General features: G+C 72.1%; 16 protein-coding genes. 7 read left to right on the top strand and 9 right to left on the bottom strand.

Annotated features, from left to right (window positions below; translation table 11 throughout):
- Positions 1-60: 60 nt before the first annotated feature.
- Positions 61-507: an Lrp/AsnC family transcriptional regulator gene (locus OG538_RS31450; RefSeq protein WP_406098819.1), complete on the top strand. Its 447-nt coding sequence runs from the start codon at positions 61-63 to the stop codon at positions 505-507.
- Here the strand turns inward: OG538_RS31450 and OG538_RS31445 are convergent.
- The 3 genes from OG538_RS31445 to OG538_RS31435 form a co-directional block, all read right to left on the bottom strand.
- Positions 497-3,559 carry an AAA family ATPase gene (locus OG538_RS31445; protein WP_406098818.1) on the bottom strand — a complete coding sequence of 1,021 codons (3,063 nt, stop codon included), beginning with the start codon at positions 3,557-3,559 and terminating at the stop codon, positions 497-499. The two genes, OG538_RS31450 and OG538_RS31445, sit on opposite strands and share 11 nt — an antisense overlap.
- Positions 3,556-4,722, bottom strand: coding sequence for an exonuclease SbcCD subunit D (locus OG538_RS31440; RefSeq protein WP_406098817.1), 1,167 nt, complete (start codon positions 4,720-4,722; stop codon positions 3,556-3,558). The genes OG538_RS31445 and OG538_RS31440 overlap by 4 nt, the downstream gene beginning before the upstream one ends.
- A gap of 211 nt (positions 4,723-4,933) precedes the next feature.
- Positions 4,934-5,560, bottom strand: coding sequence for a YigZ family protein (locus OG538_RS31435; RefSeq protein WP_406098816.1), 627 nt, complete (start codon positions 5,558-5,560; stop codon positions 4,934-4,936).
- Positions 5,561-5,619: 59 nt separating this feature from the next.
- On the opposite strand from OG538_RS31435, the gene OG538_RS31430 reads away from it, so the two are divergent.
- Together OG538_RS31430 and OG538_RS31425 are read left to right on the top strand one after the other, a co-directional pair.
- Positions 5,620-6,030 carry a CoA-binding protein gene (locus tag OG538_RS31430; RefSeq protein ID WP_406098815.1) on the top strand — a complete coding sequence of 137 codons (411 nt, stop codon included), beginning with the start codon at positions 5,620-5,622 and terminating at the stop codon, positions 6,028-6,030.
- A 68-nt stretch (positions 6,031-6,098) separates the two neighbouring features.
- Positions 6,099-6,971, top strand: coding sequence for an aminoglycoside N(3)-acetyltransferase (locus OG538_RS31425; RefSeq protein WP_406098814.1), 873 nt, complete (start codon positions 6,099-6,101; stop codon positions 6,969-6,971).
- Between the two features lie 5 nt (positions 6,972-6,976).
- Here OG538_RS31425 and OG538_RS31420 read toward each other — a convergent pair whose 3' ends face one another.
- Positions 6,977-7,537, bottom strand: coding sequence for a YbaK/EbsC family protein (locus OG538_RS31420; protein ID WP_406098813.1), 561 nt, complete (start codon positions 7,535-7,537; stop codon positions 6,977-6,979).
- Positions 7,538-7,581: 44 nt separating this feature from the next.
- Positions 7,582-8,154 carry a helix-turn-helix domain-containing protein gene (locus OG538_RS31415; RefSeq protein WP_406098812.1) on the bottom strand — a complete coding sequence of 191 codons (573 nt, stop codon included), beginning with the start codon at positions 8,152-8,154 and terminating at the stop codon, positions 7,582-7,584.
- 93 nt (positions 8,155-8,247) lie between these two features.
- Between OG538_RS31415 and OG538_RS31410 the strand changes: the two genes are divergently transcribed.
- Positions 8,248-9,114 carry an EamA family transporter gene (locus OG538_RS31410; RefSeq protein WP_406098811.1) on the top strand — a complete coding sequence of 289 codons (867 nt, stop codon included), beginning with the start codon at positions 8,248-8,250 and terminating at the stop codon, positions 9,112-9,114.
- A gap of 32 nt (positions 9,115-9,146) precedes the next feature.
- Here OG538_RS31410 and OG538_RS31405 read toward each other — a convergent pair whose 3' ends face one another.
- The gene (locus tag OG538_RS31405) at positions 9,147-9,884 is read right to left on the bottom strand and encodes an acyltransferase (protein WP_406098810.1); all 738 of its coding nucleotides are present in this window, start codon (positions 9,882-9,884) and stop codon (positions 9,147-9,149) included.
- A gap of 169 nt (positions 9,885-10,053) precedes the next feature.
- On the opposite strand from OG538_RS31405, the gene OG538_RS31400 reads away from it, so the two are divergent.
- A complete protein-coding gene (locus OG538_RS31400; protein ID WP_406098809.1) occupies positions 10,054-10,584 on the top strand; it encodes a gamma carbonic anhydrase family protein in 531 nt (176 codons plus the stop codon).
- Positions 10,585-10,618: 34 nt separating this feature from the next.
- On the opposite strand, the gene OG538_RS31395 is transcribed toward OG538_RS31400, so the two are convergent.
- Both OG538_RS31395 and OG538_RS31390 read right to left on the bottom strand, forming a co-directional pair.
- Positions 10,619-11,275 carry a DedA family protein gene (locus OG538_RS31395; protein ID WP_406098808.1) on the bottom strand — a complete coding sequence of 219 codons (657 nt, stop codon included), beginning with the start codon at positions 11,273-11,275 and terminating at the stop codon, positions 10,619-10,621.
- A gap of 153 nt (positions 11,276-11,428) precedes the next feature.
- On the bottom strand, positions 11,429-11,866 hold the full coding sequence (locus OG538_RS31390) for a DUF4442 domain-containing protein (protein WP_406100382.1): 438 nt from the start codon (positions 11,864-11,866) through the stop codon (positions 11,429-11,431).
- 156 nt (positions 11,867-12,022) lie between these two features.
- Between OG538_RS31390 and OG538_RS31385 the strand changes: the two genes are divergently transcribed.
- Entirely contained in the window at positions 12,023-13,135 is a 1,113-nt protein-coding gene (locus OG538_RS31385; RefSeq protein WP_406098807.1) for a hypothetical protein, read from the top strand.
- A 52-nt stretch (positions 13,136-13,187) separates the two neighbouring features.
- Positions 13,188-14,495: an MFS transporter gene (locus tag OG538_RS31380; RefSeq protein WP_406098806.1), complete on the top strand. Its 1,308-nt coding sequence runs from the start codon at positions 13,188-13,190 to the stop codon at positions 14,493-14,495.
- Here OG538_RS31380 and OG538_RS31375 read toward each other — a convergent pair.
- Positions 14,457-15,302, bottom strand: coding sequence for a spermidine synthase (locus tag OG538_RS31375; RefSeq protein WP_406098805.1), 846 nt, complete (start codon positions 15,300-15,302; stop codon positions 14,457-14,459). The genes OG538_RS31380 and OG538_RS31375 overlap by 39 nt on opposite strands.
- Between the last annotated feature and the right edge of the window lie 19 nt (positions 15,303-15,321).

The raw sequence follows: 15,321 nt of genomic DNA, 5'->3' as shown, positions 1-15,321 counted from the left end.
GAAGAAGCGATCCCCTGCGCACCCCTTGATCCGCCGGGCGATCCCCTGTTTCCTGTGCTGATGACCGACTATTCCCCGGACGAAACCGACTGGCGCATTCTCGATGTCCTGCAGCGCGATGGACGCGCGACGTTCGCCGAGCTCGCACGGGCCGTCTCGATGTCGTCGAGCGCCGTGACGGAGCGTGTACGCCGGCTGGAGGAGGCCGGGATCATCAGCGGGTACGCCGCGGTGGTCGACCCGGAACGCCTCGGACTCCCGGTTCTCGCCTTCGTACGGCTCCGGTATCCGAACGGCAACTACAAGCCGTTCCACGACCTCCTCGACACGACGCCGGAGATCGTGGAGGCCCACCACGTCACCGGTGACGACTGCTTCGTGCTGAAGGTGACAGCGCGCACCATGCGTCATCTGGAGGCCGTCACCGGCAAGATCGGCGCACTCGGATCCGTCACCACCAGCATCGTCTACTCCTCGCCCCTGCCGAGGCGGTCGGTCAGTCGCTGACCCCGCCCGCGGACCGGTGCCGCACGGCCGATCCATGCCGTTCCTTCACCACTTCGAGCTGAGCGGGGATGCGGCGGCGCAGATCGCCGACGTGACTGACGATGCCGACGCTGCGGTCCCGTTCACGCAGTGAGTCCAGCACGTCGAGCACCTCGTCGAGGGTCTGGTCGTCGAGGCTGCCGAACCCCTCGTCGATGAACAGGGTGTCCAGCCGTACGCCGCCGGCCTCGTCGGTGACCACGTCGGCGAGGCCGAGCGCCAGGGCGAGCGAGGCGAAGAACGTCTCGCCGCCGGACAGCGTGGCCGTGTCGCGTTCGCGTCCCGTCCAGGCGTCGATGACGTGCAGCCCGAGTCCGGCCCGGCGGCCTCCCGTCCGGGCATCGGAGTGGACCAGCTGGTAGCGGCCGGAGGACATGCGCCCGAGCCGGGCGGTGGCGGCTGCCGCCACCTGTTCGAGACGGGCCGCGAGCACGTACGACTCCAGCCGCATCTTGCGCTCGTTGTCCGCGGAGGTGCCCGCGGTGAGTCCGGCGAGCCGTGCGACCCGTTCGAACTCCTCGCGCAGCAGGCCCAGGCCCCGCACCTCGTCGGCCACACGGCGGGAGAGCCGGCCGAGTTCGGTGCAGCGTTCCCGTGCCGTCGCAAGGTCTGCCGACGCGTCTCGCAGCAGGCGCTCCGTCATGTCGTACGCGCGCTGCGCGGCGTCGGGCGCGGCCGGGGCCCGGTCGGCCGCCGCCCGGGCGTCGGTTTCGGCGAGCCGGTCGGCCACCGCGGCGGCCTCGGCCTGCCACGCGTCGATACGGTGCTGGAGCGCACGCTGTCCGGAGTCGGGCAGCAGGGTGTCGGCCGCGGCCTGCGGTGTGTCGAAGCCGGCCCGGAAGGCGGCGTCCGCCAGGCGGTCGTCGGCCTCCTTGAGCCGCGCTGCCGCGCTTTCCTCCTCCCGCACCGTCGCCGCCGCCTCGACCAGCAGGGGGACCCGGTTCTGCAGCAGGGCGGCGTGTTCCGTGACGCTGCCGGACTCGCCGCGCGCCTGCGCCAGCACCTCTTCCAGGGCAGCCCGTTCCCTGTCCAGGCCCTCGCGGCGGGAGGTGCGGGCAGCCGCCCGGCGTTCGGCCTGCTGCCGGTCCTCGGCCCGTTGCGCCTGCTCTCGTTCGGCCGCTGCGAGAGCCTCGCGCGCGGCGTGCATCCCGGTGGCGGTGCGGTACGCCTGCGCGTGTTCACGGGTGAGCGAGTCCACGAGCGCGGCAAGTGCCTCGACCGTCGGGTCGTCCGCCGCGTCCGCGTCGGCCACGCTGTCGGCGCCGGCCGCCTCCACGCCCTCCACGGCTTCCGCACGGGCTGCCGCATACCGCTCGCGTACGGCGCCGAGCGCGTGCTCGGCGTCGGTGCGCGCCTGCTCGGCACGCCGGTGGGCGGCCTCCGCGGCGTCCTCCGCCGCCTGGTCGACATGCCCGTCCCCGGCGCGGGCCGGCATCGGGTGGTCGGCGGAGCCGCAGACCGTGCAGGCCTCACCCTCGACGAGTTCCCGCGCGAGTTCCGCCGCGATGTCGCGCAGTCGGCGCTCGCGCAGGTCGAGCCAGTGCTCCCGGCTGCTCAGGGCGCGCTCGCGGGCCTCGGCGAGCAGGTCCTCGGCAGAGGCGGTCTCGGCCGCCAGCGCGTCCCGGCGGCGGGCCGCTTCCAGACGTCGCCGCGCCGGATCCAGCCGGCCGGCCAGCAGTTCGGCGCGGGTCGCGGCCTCCTGCGCCGCCTCGATACGGGCGAGCAGCCCCCTTCGGGTGGCTTCCCAGTCGGCCAGCCAGCCCTCGGCGTCGCGGATCAGTTCGTCATCGACCCGTGCCTGCCGCTCCAGCCCCGTGCGTTCGCTGTCGATCTCCGCGCTGCGCCGCTCGGCACGGCGTGCGGCATCCAGTCCACCGAGTTCCTCGCGCAGTCTGCGTTCCAGGGAAGCGAGTTGCTCGGCGCCTGCGTCGGCCAGACCGTCCGGCAGCCGGTCGCGGGAGCGGCCCCGGGCCGCGCTCGCTCGCCGGTAGGCACGGTCGGCTTCGTCCCGCAGTTCCAGTGCCGGGGCGACACGGTCCGCCTTGCGTGCGCGGCTCAGCTGTTGCCGGGCGTCATCGTGTCCGGCCCGGCCCGCCTCCGATGCGGCGGCGCGGCGCCTGGTCTCGGCGTACCGCTGCTGGAGTGCGGCCAGTTCCCGTTCGGCGTCCAGAGCGGACCTGGCGGCCGCATGGCGGCCCTCGGCCGCGGCCAGCACCTCGGCGGCGATGTCGAGCCGCTCCCGGGCGCTGCTGCGGGCCGTCGCGGCCCATGCCAGCACGGCGTCCGCGAGCCCCGGTTCGCCCGGCTGAACGGCCGGCATCGGGCATTCGCTCCCGGCCGCGCCGGCGGCCTGGGCGATCCGCTGGGCGAGGGCGAGGATCTGCTCGTCCCCGGACCTGACCTTGTTCTCGGCGGCCCGGCGGAGATCGGCGAGCCGCTCCTCGACGGCCGCGAAGCGGCGGGTGTCGAAAAGTCTGCCGAGCAGCTTGCCGCGCGCCTCCGCGTCGGCCCTCAGGAAGCGGGCGAAGTCGCCCTGGGGCAGGAGGACCACCTGACAGAACTGGTCGCGGCTCATCCCGATGAGCTGGGTGATCTCCTCGCCGATCTCCTGATGCGAGCGGCTCAGCGCCCGCCAGCCGTGCTCGGCGTCGTATGTGCGCAGCCAGCTCTGCGCCTTCTCCGTGGTGTGGCCGCCGCCCCGTTTCTTGGGGCGGGGCTGGGCGGGGCGCCGGGTGATCTCCAGGCGGCGCCCGCCGACGGTGAGTTCGAGCCGGACCTCGGTCGGCAGGCCGGCGGGGGCGTGGTCGCTGCGGAGCGAGGTGCCGGGGCTCTGCCGGGCACCGGGTACGGCCCCGTACAGGGCGTAGCAGACGGCATCGAGGACCGAGGTCTTACCGGCGCCCGTCGGTCCGTGCAGCAGAAAGAGCCCGGCCGCGGAGAGGGCGTCGAAGTCGATCTCCTGGGTGGCGCCGAACGGGCCGAAGGCGGTGATGTCGAGCCGGTGGAGCCTCATCGGTTCACCTCGCGCACGCTGTCATCGACCCGTACGTGGTCGAAGGCGCTGCGCAGTACCGTCCGCTCGTGGTCGTCGATGCCGTATCCGCCGCGGACATGGGCCACGAAGTCCTCCGCGATGCTCTGGTCGTCGCGTCCTCGCAGCCGCTGGGCGTAGGAGGTGTGCGGGTCGTCGGGTGCCCGGTCCGGTTCCAGGACGAGACTGAGCGTGTGCGGGAAGCGCTCGGCCAACCGGGCCATGGGCTCGGCCGGGCGGACGGCGTCGGTGAGGGTGGCCTCGACCCAGGAGTGCTCGTGGGGGGCGAGGGCGGGGTCGTCGAGGAGGGTGTCGAGCCTGCCCCGGAGCCGGGCGAGCGGACGGGGCACCGGGCAGTCGATCCGCTCTGCGTCGATCGCGCCCGTGGCGTCGAGGTCGATCAGCCACATCGTCTTGCGGTGGGCGGTCTCCGAGAAGGAGTACGCGAGCGGGGAGCCGGAGTACCGGACGCGCTCGGCGACGGTCTGGCAGCCGTGCAGATGGCCCAGCGCCACGTAGTCGACACCGTCGAAGACCCCGGCGGGGACGGCCGCCACTCCGCCGACGGTGATGTCGCGTTCGCTGTCGCTCGGCTCTCCGCCCGCGACGAAGGCATGGGCGAGGACCACGGACCGGGTGGGGTCCGGCCGCCGGGCGAGATCGGCGCGGACCCTGTCCATGGCTGCGGTCAGCACGGCCTCGTGTCCGGCCCGCTCCGCCTTGAACACGTCCTTGACGAGGGCGGGTTCGAGGTAGGGCAGGCCGTAGAACGCCACGTCGCCGTGCGCGTCCGGGATGACGACGGGGGTGGCGCAGTGGGCGGGGTCGGTCCGCAGATGGATGCCGGCCCGCCCGATGAGTCCTGCGCCGACGCCGAGCCGGCGGGCGGAGTCGTGGTTCCCCGAGATCATCACGGTGGGTACGCCGGCGGCGGCGAGCCGGTGCAGTGCGTCGTCGAAGAGCTCCACGGCGGTGAGGGGCGGCACCGCCCTGTCGTACACATCACCCGCCACGAGCACGACGTCCACCTCGTACTCACGCACGGTGGTCACCAGGTGGTCGAGGTAGGCGGCCTGCGCCTCGTGCAGCGAGACCCGGTGGAACGACCGGCCCAGGTGCCAGTCCGATGTGTGCAAAATCCTCAAGAGCCGGCTCCGAACTGCATGTTTCGCTTCCTCGTCCCCCGGGTCCGGCCCGGCCGCGCACGGGAAATGCTCAGGGCCCCGGTGTCCGCCGCACCTGCGCGCCCCTTCCCCTGTCTCCTCACGCAGCACAGTGTCCCACCACCGGGGACACCGCCGGGGCCGGTGCCGGCAAGACGGCTCCGTCCCCCGCCGCAGAAGCCCGGGCGGCCGTTCAGGCGTCCCCGTAGGCCTCCTCGCCCAGTTCCAGTTCCGCCTCGCCCGCCGTGGCGTCGGCCAGCCAGCGCCGGAACTCCTCGACGTCGGCGTCCGGGAGCCCGATCTCGATGCTCACCGCCTCCGCGTAGCGGACCTCGCGCACGGTGCGTCCGGTGGCCCTGAGCTCGTTCTCCAGCCGGCCGGCGCGCTGATGTCCGACGGTGACCGTCGCGATCCGGAACCGCTGCCGGGTGAGCGTGCCGACGACGTCGAGGGCTTCGCCGACCGCGCCTCCGTAGGCCCGGATCAGTCCGCCGGCTCCGAGTTTCACCCCGCCGTAGTGGCGGGTGACGACGGCGACGACGTACCGCATCTCCCGCCGGGTGAGCATCTGCAGCATGGGGACTCCGGCGGTGCCCCCCGGCTCGCCGTCGTCACTGGCCTTCTGCACCGAGGCGTCGGCTCCGATCACGTACGCGAAGCAGTTGTGGCTGGCGGTCGGATGCTCCCGGCGGATGCGGGCGACGAAGTCCTGCGCATCCTGCTCGGTGGCGGCGGGGGCGAGCGCACAGATGAAGCGCGATCGGTTGATCTCGGTCTCGTGCACGCCCGCGCGGGCGACTGTCCGGTACTGCTCCTGCATCCGGCCAGCCTATGCGCAGCCGCGGGAATGGTCCGGAGCGGCCGTCCGTTGGGTGGATCATGTACGCAGACGCGGGGACGATCCGCAGGATTCTCGAGGACACCGGCGACACCTGGGCGGTGGTGGGGCTGTCGGGCAACCGCTCGCGCGCGGCCTACAGGGTGGCCGAAGTGCTCCAGCGCTTCGGCAAGCGGGTGGTGCCCGTCCATCCCAAGGCGGAGCGGGTTCACGGCGAGGAGGGATATGCCTCACTGGCCGACATCCCCTTCCCGGTCGACGTGGTGGACGTGTTCGTCAACAGTGAGCTGGCCGGTGCGGTGGCGGACGAGGCGGTGGCGATCGGCGCCTCGGCGGTCTGGTTCCAGCTCGGCGTGATCGACGAGTCGGCGTACGAGCGCACCAGGGCGGCCGGGCTCGACATGGTCATGGACCGCTGCCCCGCCATCGAGATACCCGGGCTGGGCGGCTGAGCGCCGCAGGCGCCCGATCGCATGTGCGGGGTGTCACACTCCGCTCCGGACTGGGAGAATGACCGGCTGTGAGTGCTCCCCACGCCGCGAGAGTCTCGGCCGTCCCGCACAGCCGGGCCCGCCTGTCCCGGCAGTTGTCCTCGCTCGGCGCCGAGCGAGGCGGTGTCCTGATGGTGCACGCGTCGCTGCGCTCCCTGGGGGCGGTCGACGGCGGCGCGGACTCGGTCGTGGCCGCTCTGAGGGATGCACTGGGCCCCGGGGGCACGCTGGTGGTCCCGGCCTTCACCCCGGAGAACTCCGACACCTCCCCGCAGTACCACGCCCGGATCCGCGGCCTGGGCGATCAGGAGCGGGAGGCCGTCCGGGCGGCGATGCCCGCGTTCGATCCGGCCACGACCGCGGCCCCTTCGATGGGCCGGCTCTCCGAGGCGGTGCGCCGGTCCCCCGGATCCGCCCGCAGTGCGCACCCGCAGACCTCCTTCGCCGCGCTCGGCCCGCTGGCCGGCCACGTGGTGGCGGATCATCAACCGGACTGCCATCTGGGCGAGGACTCCCCGCTCGCCCGCCTGCACGAGCTGCGGGCCCAGGTGCTGCTGCTCGGAACCGGTTTCGGCTCCTGCACCGCGTTCCACCTCGCCGAGTACCGCGTCCCGTCCCCGCCCCGCCGTACCTACCGGTGCGTGGTGCGGGACGGGGGCAAGCGCCGATGGTGGGAATACGAGGACGTGGCCCTGGACGACAGCGACTTCACGGCGCTGGGGGCGGACTTCGAACGGGAACAGGGCGCGCCCGTCCGTACCGCTGCCGTGGGCTCCGCAACGGCCCGCCTGTTCCGGTTCCCCGCGGCGGTCGCGTTCGCCACGCGATGGCTGCCGGCGCATCGCCGCGGTGCCGTCGAGAATCGAACCGCGCATCCCGCCACCCGCACAGCTGTGACCTGACAGCGTCAGGCGAAGATCCCCAGACGTTCGACCACCACAGCCCCCGGCAGCGCCGCCAGCGCCTTGCCCGGCATGATCAGCTTGCCCCGGCGGGTGCCACTGCCGATGAGGACCCACTCCTCGTCCACCACGGCGGAGTCGATCAACAGGGGCCAGCCGTCCGGGAGTCCGACGGGAGTGATGCCGCCGTACTCCATGCCGGTCTCACCGACCGCCGTGTCCATCGGGGCGAACGAGGCCTTGCGGGCGCCGAGGTGTTTGCGGACCGCGCCGTTCACGTCCACGCGGGAGTGGGACAGCACGAGGCAGGCGGCCAGGGTGACCTCGCCGCCGCGCTTGCCCGCCACCACGACACAGTTGGCCGATCGGTTCAGCAGGTCGGCCCCGTGGTGCTCGACGAAGGCCGCCGTGTCGGCGATCTCCGGGTCCGTGTCGACGTGGAGGACCTGCTCGACGGGGACGCCGCCCCAGCCGTCGCGTACTGCTCGGGCCACCGGGGCGGTGAGCAGTTCAAGGCGGTCGGCAGCGGGGCAGGCGTCGTCGAAGGAGCCGATGGGGGCACGCATGCGTGCCACGCTAACAGTCCCTCGCTCCCTCCCCGTTGGGTGTCTCACCTGACGGGTGGGATGGAGACGGCCATGGTGACGCAGGCGGGCTCGGCACCTTCGTTGCGGTAGGCGTGCGGGTGGTGCGCCTCGAAGGTCGCGGACGTGCCGGCGGGCACGGCGTACTCGGTGTCGTCGACGACCAGCGTGAGCGTGCCGGCGGTGACATGCAGGAGCTCCACCGTCCCTTCGGGGTGCGGGTCGGACGCGCTGCCGTCGCCGGGCATCAGCCGCCAGGACCAGAGCTCCAGCGGGCCCCGGGCCTCCGCACCGACCAGCAGGGTGGTGGAACTCCCCGCTTCGGTGGACCACATGCGGACGGTCTGGCTCTCGGGTACCAGGCGGACCGGTACGCCCTGTTCGTAGTCGAGCAGCGTGGTGATGCTGACCCCGAGCGCGTCGGCGAGCTTGACCGTGGTGCCGACACTGGGATTGGTGCGGGCCTGCTCGATCTGGATGATCATTCCGCGGCTGACCCCGGCTCGGGCGGCGAGTGCGTCCAGGGTGAATCCCCGCTCCCCGCGCCAGCGCTTGAGGTTTCGCGCGAGGGACTGGGTCAGCTGGTCGAGATCAGTCACATTCAGTCCAATATTCTGGATGACGGGGTCGAAAATACTGCACTATGGTGGGGTGCACCAACCGTTCATCGCACTGTACTGCGAGGCCCGCTCATGACCGCAGTGTTCGCCTTGGCCACCAGCCTTCTGTGGGGGCTGGCAGACTTCGGCGGCGGGGTGCTGACCCGGCGTACGCCGGCACTCACGGTGGTGGTCGTGTCGCAGGTGGTCGCCGCGGCCGTGCTCGGCGTCATCGTGATCGCGACCGGGGCCTGGAGCGAGATCGGCGGACAGCTCTGGTTCGCCGTCGCGGCGGGCGCGGTGGGACCGGTCGCGATGCTGAGCTTCTACAAGGCCCTGGCTCTCGGACCGATGGGCGTGGTGTCGCCGCTCGGTTCACTGGGGGTCGCCGTGCCGGTGAGCGTCGGGCTGGCCGTCGGCGAGCGTCCGGGGCTGCTGCAGTGCGCCGGGGTGGCCGTCGCCGTGGCCGGCATCGTGATGGCGGGCGGTCCGCAGCTGCGCGGCGCGCCCGTGCAGCGCCGGGCGGTCCTGCTGACCCTGGTGGCGGCGTTCGGTTTCGGGGCCGTGATGTCCCTCATCGCCGAGGCCTCCACCACGGTGACAGGACTGTTCCTGGCGCTCTTCGTCCAGCGGATCACCAATGTGGCGGTGGGCGGCGCTGCGCTGTACGTCTCCGTGCGGCGCGGGGCCCGCGCCCTGCCCGAGGCGGGAGGGGTGGCGGTGGTGCTCGCCGCCCTTCCGGCGCTGACGTTCGTGGGTCTCGCCGACGTCGCGGCCAACGGCACCTACGCGATCGCCGCACAGCACGGGCCGGTGACCGTCGCTGCCGTGCTCGCCTCGCTCTACCCGGTGGTCACGGCTCTGGCCGCGCGGGGAGTCCTTGGGGAACGACTGCGCGGGGTGCAAGCAGCGGGAGCCGGGCTCGCACTGCTGGGGACGGTGCTGCTCGCGACCGGATGACGACCGCCGGGTCCGATGCCGCGGTGCGGGCCTCAGTTCTCGTCGAGCTCCGCCACGGCCAGGAGCTGTTCCGGGGTCATGCCCGCCGGGATCGGTACCGGGGCCGGTGTCCGCAGGGGCGGCTGCCACCCCTTCTCGGGGTCCCAGCTCCGTACGACACGAGCCGGGGCACCGGCCACCACCGCATGGTCGGGCACCTCGCCGCGAACCACCGCTCCCGCGGCCACGACCACGTTGCGGCCGAGCCTGGCGCCCGGCAGGATCACCGCTCCGGTACCGATCCAGCACCCAGGGCCGATCACCACCGGCTCCATCCGCGGCCACTGCTTGCCGACCGGTTCGTGCGGATCGTCGTAACTGTGGTTGGTCGAGGTGATGTAGACGTACGGTCCGCAGTACGTGTCCGGGCCGATCGTCACCGTGGTGTCGGCGACGACATGGCTCCCGCGGCCCAGCACCACGCCGTCGCCCAGCGTCAGGACGGTGTCGGATCCGAGATCCAGGTCGGGCATGAGCCCCGCCGTCAGAGTGACCTGCTCACCGATGATGCAGTGGTTGCCCAGCTCGATCCACGGCTCGCCGAACACCGTGCCCTGGGGAAAGGCCAGCCGGGTGCCCTCACCAATGCGGCGGAAGCGCAGTCCGCCGGGGTGTGCCGCCGTGACCGCGCCCGTCTCCTTCACCCAGCGCCAGCAGCGGTGGACGGCCCCGGACAGGGCGCGCCGCCGCCAGGCGGTCAGGGAGGAGAACGTGTTTCTGTTCTTCGGCACTCGCACACGGTAGTCGGCAGGCCCGCGGGCGGGAGCCGGGGCCGCCTGTGATCTTCACCCCACCGCACCGCGGAGCGGTGCACCCGTCGCATACCGTTTCCCGGACGGGGCCGTCCGGCAGTGATCGGACGACCACGTCCCACAGCACCGGAGCAGGGAAGGACGCGCGATGGCGGAGCAGGCGTTGATCACGGCCATGGGCGGCAAGGAGCCGGTCATCCACGCGGATGCCTTCACCGCACCGACGTCGGTCGCCATCGGTGAGATCACGATGGCAGCGGGCTCCAGCCTCTGGTACCACGCGGTGCTGCGGGCGGACTGCGGCCCCATCGTCATCGGGGCCGGTTCCAACATCCAGGACAACTGCAGCGTCCATGGCGATCCCGGCTTCCCCGTGACGGTCGGCGAGCGCGTCTCGGTCGGACACAACGCCGTGCTGCACGGCTGCACCGTCGAGGACGACGTCCTGGTCGGCATGGGCGCCACCGTGCTCAACGGCGCCCACATCGGCGCCGGCTCACTGATCGCCGCGCAGGCCCTCGTCCCGCAGGGGATGCGCGTGCCCCCGGGCTCACTGGTCGCGGGTGTCCCCGCCAAGGTCAAGCGGCAGCTGACCGAGGAGGAGCTCGAAGGCATCAAGTTCAATGCGGTCGGCTACGTGGAGCTGGCCAAGGCCCACCGGCAGGCGTACGAGGGCTGAGCCCTCGCCGCCCCGATCGGCCACCCGGCCGCCGTCAGTCGGCGACCGGGACGGTCTCCGGTTCGGGCGTGGCCGCGCTGGACTGCGCGGCTGCCTTCTTGGCCCGGTTCTTGAGGATCAGCATCGAGGCGAGTCCGATGAGGACCGCGATGGCCAGTCCCAGGTACGAGAACCGCTTGAGCCAGGCCTCGGCGACGACGCCCACGGAGTAGATGACCGCCGTGGTGCCGCCGGCCCAGGCGATCCCGCCGAGCACGTTGGCTGTCAGGAACTTCCAGTACGGCATGTGCAGGACGCCCGCGAGCGGACCGGCGAAGATGCGCAGCAGTGCGACGAAGCGGCCGAAGAAGACCGCCCACATGCCCCATTTCTGGAACGAGCGCTCCGCCATGGAGATCTGGGTCTCCCCGAAGTGCCGGGGGAACTTCCCGCCGAGCCAGGCGAGCAGGGGCCGTCCACCCTTGCGGCCGATGGCGTAGCCGATCGAATCACCGATCACCGCTCCGGCCGTGGCGCAGGCGCCCAGGATCCACGGATTGATCCCGTCGTGCCCGGCGGCCAGCAGAGCCGCGCTGATCAGGACGATCTCACCGGGCAGCGGAATGCCCAGGCTCTCCAGTCCGATCACGACGCCCACCAGGACGTACACACTGATCGCGGGGACGGTCTCCAGCCACTCCTGGATGTGCAACGCCGGTTCCTCCGTAGTGATGTCCTCATCGCCCGCCGGACAACTCCTCGGCGCACGGCGGGAAGCCTACCGGTCGCCCCGTCGGCCCGGACAGCGCGAAGGGCCGCCCGCTCCCTGCCGGGTGCGCGGCGGCCCCAGGGGCGGCGGCGGGGATCAGGCGCGGGGTCGCAGCGTCCAGAGCACGGTCATCTCACCGGTCACGCCACCGTCGGCGCGCTGGATCCGTATGTCCACCGGGAACTCGGGGCGCTCGCCCGCGTCGAGCTCTGCGACGACGTCGGCCACCGGGCGGCCGAGGGTGGCGGTCGCGGTGACCTCACCCATCGCCAGCTTCTTGTAGGCGATCTCCGCGTTCACCGCGAGCGGGACGGCCCGCGTCAGCTGGTCGCCGAACGCGGCCATCACGATGGCACCGCTCGCCGACTCCGCCAGCGTGAACATCGCACCGGCGTGCGGCCCACCGAGGTGGTTGTGGAAGCCGGCCTGATCCGGCATGCGGACCACCGCGCGTTCGGCGGTGGACTCCAGGAATTCGAGGTTGAGGGTCCGGACCATCGGAACCGACGCGGCGACCATCTCGCCCGCGGTCATCTGTTCAGCGCTCATGAGCCCAGATGTTACTCGTGGGTAGCGGTGGTTGGCCACGGCTCCGTGTCCATCCGGCTGAGCCCCCGGCCGCATCCTTCACCGTCCGCTCACGGGGGCGGCCGTAGCCGCCCGGGCGGCGCCCCTCTATCGTTACTCGCCATGTGGCCAGGACAGCAGCCGCCCGGGGGCGAGCAAAACCCGCAGGACCAGAACCAGAACCCGTACCAGCAGCCGGGGTACCAGCAGCCGAACCCCTATCAGCAGCCGGGGTACCAGCAGCCCGGTCCCGGGCAGCAGCCCGGGTACGGCTACCCGCAGCAGGGGCAGCCGGGGCAGCAGCCGGGGTACGGCTACCCGCAGCAGGGCCAGCCGGGACACCCGCAGCCCAATCCGTACCAGCAGCCGACCGTCCCGCAGTACGCGGTGCCCGGTCCGCCCGGCGGGCCCCAGCCCGGCAACGACAAGAAGAAGACGACCGTCGTCGCCATCGTCGCGGCCACCGCGGTCGTGGTGGCCGCGGCGGTCACCGGTGTCGTCGTCCTGAACAAGGACGACGACAAGAAGGACGGCAAGAACGTCGCCGACGACAAGAAGTCGTCCGCGCCCGCCAAGCCCTCCGACGCCGCGTCCTCGCCCGAGGCGAACCCGCGCGGCGCCGACGGGGACGCGAAGCCCCTCATCGCGGGCTGGAAGGTCGTGACCAACCCCAAGTGGGGCACCCAGTTCGACGTGCCCGGCGACTGGGAGGTCGCGGCCCCCGGCATCTTCTCGTACTTCGAGGACGAGTCGAAGGAGGACAAGCCGCCGCTCATCGGCTTCTCCGCACCGGCGGACTACAAGAAGAAGTGGTGTGTCGACGACGAGGACAAGGACGGCACCAAGGAGAACTACAGCCTGGCGGGCACCGGCACCCGTGGTGCGGAAGGCGCCACCGACGCCGCCCTGAACGCCCGGAACGAGGCGGGTACCTGGGCGTGGGGCGCCTACGCGCAGCACATGCCGAAGAAGACCATCAAGATCAGCAAGGCCAAGCAGTACACCACCAAGTCGGGACTGACGGGCAGCGTGGTCACCGCCACAGCCCCGAACGTCACCAAGAAGACGAAGTGCGACAGCGACGGCAAGACCATCGCCTTCACCTTCAAGAACAGCAGCGGTGCGTTCTCCTCCTGGGTGCTGTACGCCGCGGCCGGCGTCGAGGGCGAGTTGCCGGAGGCGACGATCCAGAAGATTCTCAGCACCGTGCGCCTGGTGAAGATCACCGAGTCCTGACCCGGCGGGAATGCATTTGGCACAACGGGGCCCGTGCCGCGATAGTCCCTGAGTGACTGACGCAGCCGACCCCGCACCCCGCTCGGACCGCCCCACCCCGGCGGGCCGCAACTACCGGCTGCTGACCGCCGCCGCGATCATCACGGGCCTTGGCACCCATGGCGCGCTGATCGCGGCGGCGTTCGCGGTTCTGCAGACGGGGGGCGACGCCGGGGACGTCGGTCTGGTGGCCGCCGCAAGGACCGCGCCGCTGGTGCTCTTCCTGCTGATCGGCGGGGCGATAGCGGACCGCCTGCCGCGTCACCGCGTCATGGTCGCGGCCAACGCCCTCAACTTCGCCTCGCAGGGCGTCTTCGCCTGGCTGGTCCTGGCCGGTGACCCCCAGTTGTGGCAGATGATGCTCCTGACCGCTCTGTGCGGCACAGGACAGGCCTTCTTCAACCCGGCCGCCGAGGGCATGCTGATGTCCAGCGTCAGTGGTGAACAGGCGAGCCGCGCCTTCGCCCTCTTCAGGATGTCGATGCAGGGCGCGGCCATCGGTGGCGCGGCGCTCGGCGGCGCCATGATCGCCGCGATGGACCCGGGCTGGGTGCTGGCCGTGGACGCCGCCGCCTTCGCCCTGGCGGGTGCGCTGCGCGCCTTCCTCGACGTCAGCCACATCTCTGCCCGGAAGCCTGGAGGGGGTCTGCTCGCCGATCTGCGGGACGGCTGGCAGGAGTTCATCGGGCGCCCCTGGCTCTGGGCCGTCGTGGCGCAGTTCTCCGTGGTCGTCGCCGCCGTCGGAGCCGCGGAGGCGGTCTACGGGCCACTGGTGGCCCGGGACGAGCTCGGCGGCGCCCGGCCGTGGGGTTTCGCGCTCGCCGCGTTCGGTGTCGGCACGGTGGCCGGCGGTCTGCTGATGCTGCGGTGGAAGCCGCGGCGGCTGTTGCTCGCCGGAACCCTCTGCGTCTTCCCGCTGGCCCTGCCCTCGGCGGGGCTCGCCGTCCCCCTGCCGGTGACGGGGCTCTGCGCGGTCATGTTCGTCAGTGGGGCGGCCATCGAGGTGTTCGGTGTCTCCTGGATGACGGCCCTGCATCAGGAGATCCCGGAGGAGAAGCTTTCACGCGTCTCGGCGTACGACTGGTTCGGCTCGGTCGCCATGGTGCCGGTCGCCACCGCCCTCGCGGGCCCGGTGGAAACGCTGGTGGGCCGCAGCCAGGCGCTGTGGGGCTGTGCGGGCCTGGTCGTGCTGGTCACCGGCGCGGTGCTGTTCGTGCCGGACGTACGCAACCTCACCCGCCGGACCACGTCCACCGAGGTACTGGCCAGGATCCCGCCGGCGTCAGCCGATACTGAAGGCGCCGTCGGGCGGCTCGGGTGAGGCGACCGCGTCCTCGTCGCCCACCGGCCGGGCGCCCTTGAGGAACGCGGTCACCGCATCGCCGTACTCGACCCGGGCCGCAAAGGCGTCGGCCGCACAGCGGCGGGTCAGGGTGGCGACGTCGAAGGGTGACCGCGAGGCGACGAGTACCACGTTGCCGAAGCGCCGTCCGCGCAGCACGGCGGGCTCGGCGATCAGCGCCAGCTCCCCGAAAACGGTCGCGAAGGTGGCCAGTTGCGAGCGCAGGAAGGCGAAGGGCGCCCCGTCCGCGAGATTGGCCGCGTAGATCCCGTCCGCGCGCAGCGCCCGTGCCGCGGCCTGCGCGTAGGGCACGGACGTGAGGTGGGCGGGCACCCGCGAGCCGCCGAAGACATCCGCGATCACCACGTCCAGCGAGCCGGGAGCGGTCTCCTCCAGCTGTTCGCGCGCGTCCGCGGCATGCACGGTGATCCCGCTGCGGTCCGGCAGCGGCAGGTATTCCGCGACGAGGTCCAGGAGTCCTCGGTCCGCCTCGGCGACCTCCTGCCGGGAGCCCGGCCGGGTCGCGGCGACGTAGCGGGGCAGGGTGAGTGCGCCGCCCCCGAGGTGCAGGACATCCAGCGGTGCGCCCGCTCCGGCCGCGCAGTCCACGACGTGGGCAAGGCGTCGCGCGTACTCGAATTCGAGGTACTCCGGGGCGCCGAGGTCGACGTACGACTGGGGCGCGCCGTCGACCGTGAGCAGCCAGGCCCGCTCCCGGTCCACATCGGGGAGCAGCCTGGCGGTGCCGTGGTCCACGTCGCGCACAACGGGTATCGACTCGTTCACTCCTCCATTGTGCGGCGTG

It is taken from the genome of Streptomyces sp. NBC_01013, assembly GCF_045162765.1.
Lineage (GTDB): Bacteria > Actinomycetota > Actinomycetes > Streptomycetales > Streptomycetaceae > Streptomyces.
This window is presented reverse-complemented; position numbering and strand designations above follow the sequence as displayed.

Bases quoted from the DNA above. Each gene is read 5' to 3' on its own strand.
- OG538_RS31450 (WP_406098819.1), top strand. From the start codon at position 61: ATGACCGACTATTCCCCGGACGAAACCGACTGGCGCATTCTCGATGTC.
- OG538_RS31445 (WP_406098818.1), bottom strand. From the start codon at position 3,559: ATGAGGCTCCACCGGCTCGACATCACCGCCTTCGGCCCGTTCGGCGCC.
- OG538_RS31435 (WP_406098816.1), bottom strand. From the start codon at position 5,560: ATGCAGGAGCAGTACCGGACAGTCGCCCGCGCGGGCGTGCACGAGACC.
- OG538_RS31430 (WP_406098815.1), top strand. From the start codon at position 5,620: ATGTACGCAGACGCGGGGACGATCCGCAGGATTCTCGAGGACACCGGC.
- OG538_RS31420 (WP_406098813.1), bottom strand. From the start codon at position 7,537: ATGCGTGCCCCCATCGGCTCCTTCGACGACGCCTGCCCCGCTGCCGAC.
- OG538_RS31410 (WP_406098811.1), top strand. From the start codon at position 8,248: ATGACCGCAGTGTTCGCCTTGGCCACCAGCCTTCTGTGGGGGCTGGCA.
- OG538_RS31400 (WP_406098809.1), top strand. From the start codon at position 10,054: ATGGCGGAGCAGGCGTTGATCACGGCCATGGGCGGCAAGGAGCCGGTC.
- OG538_RS31390 (WP_406100382.1), bottom strand. From the start codon at position 11,866: ATGACCGCGGGCGAGATGGTCGCCGCGTCGGTTCCGATGGTCCGGACC.
- OG538_RS31385 (WP_406098807.1), top strand. From the start codon at position 12,023: ATGTGGCCAGGACAGCAGCCGCCCGGGGGCGAGCAAAACCCGCAGGAC.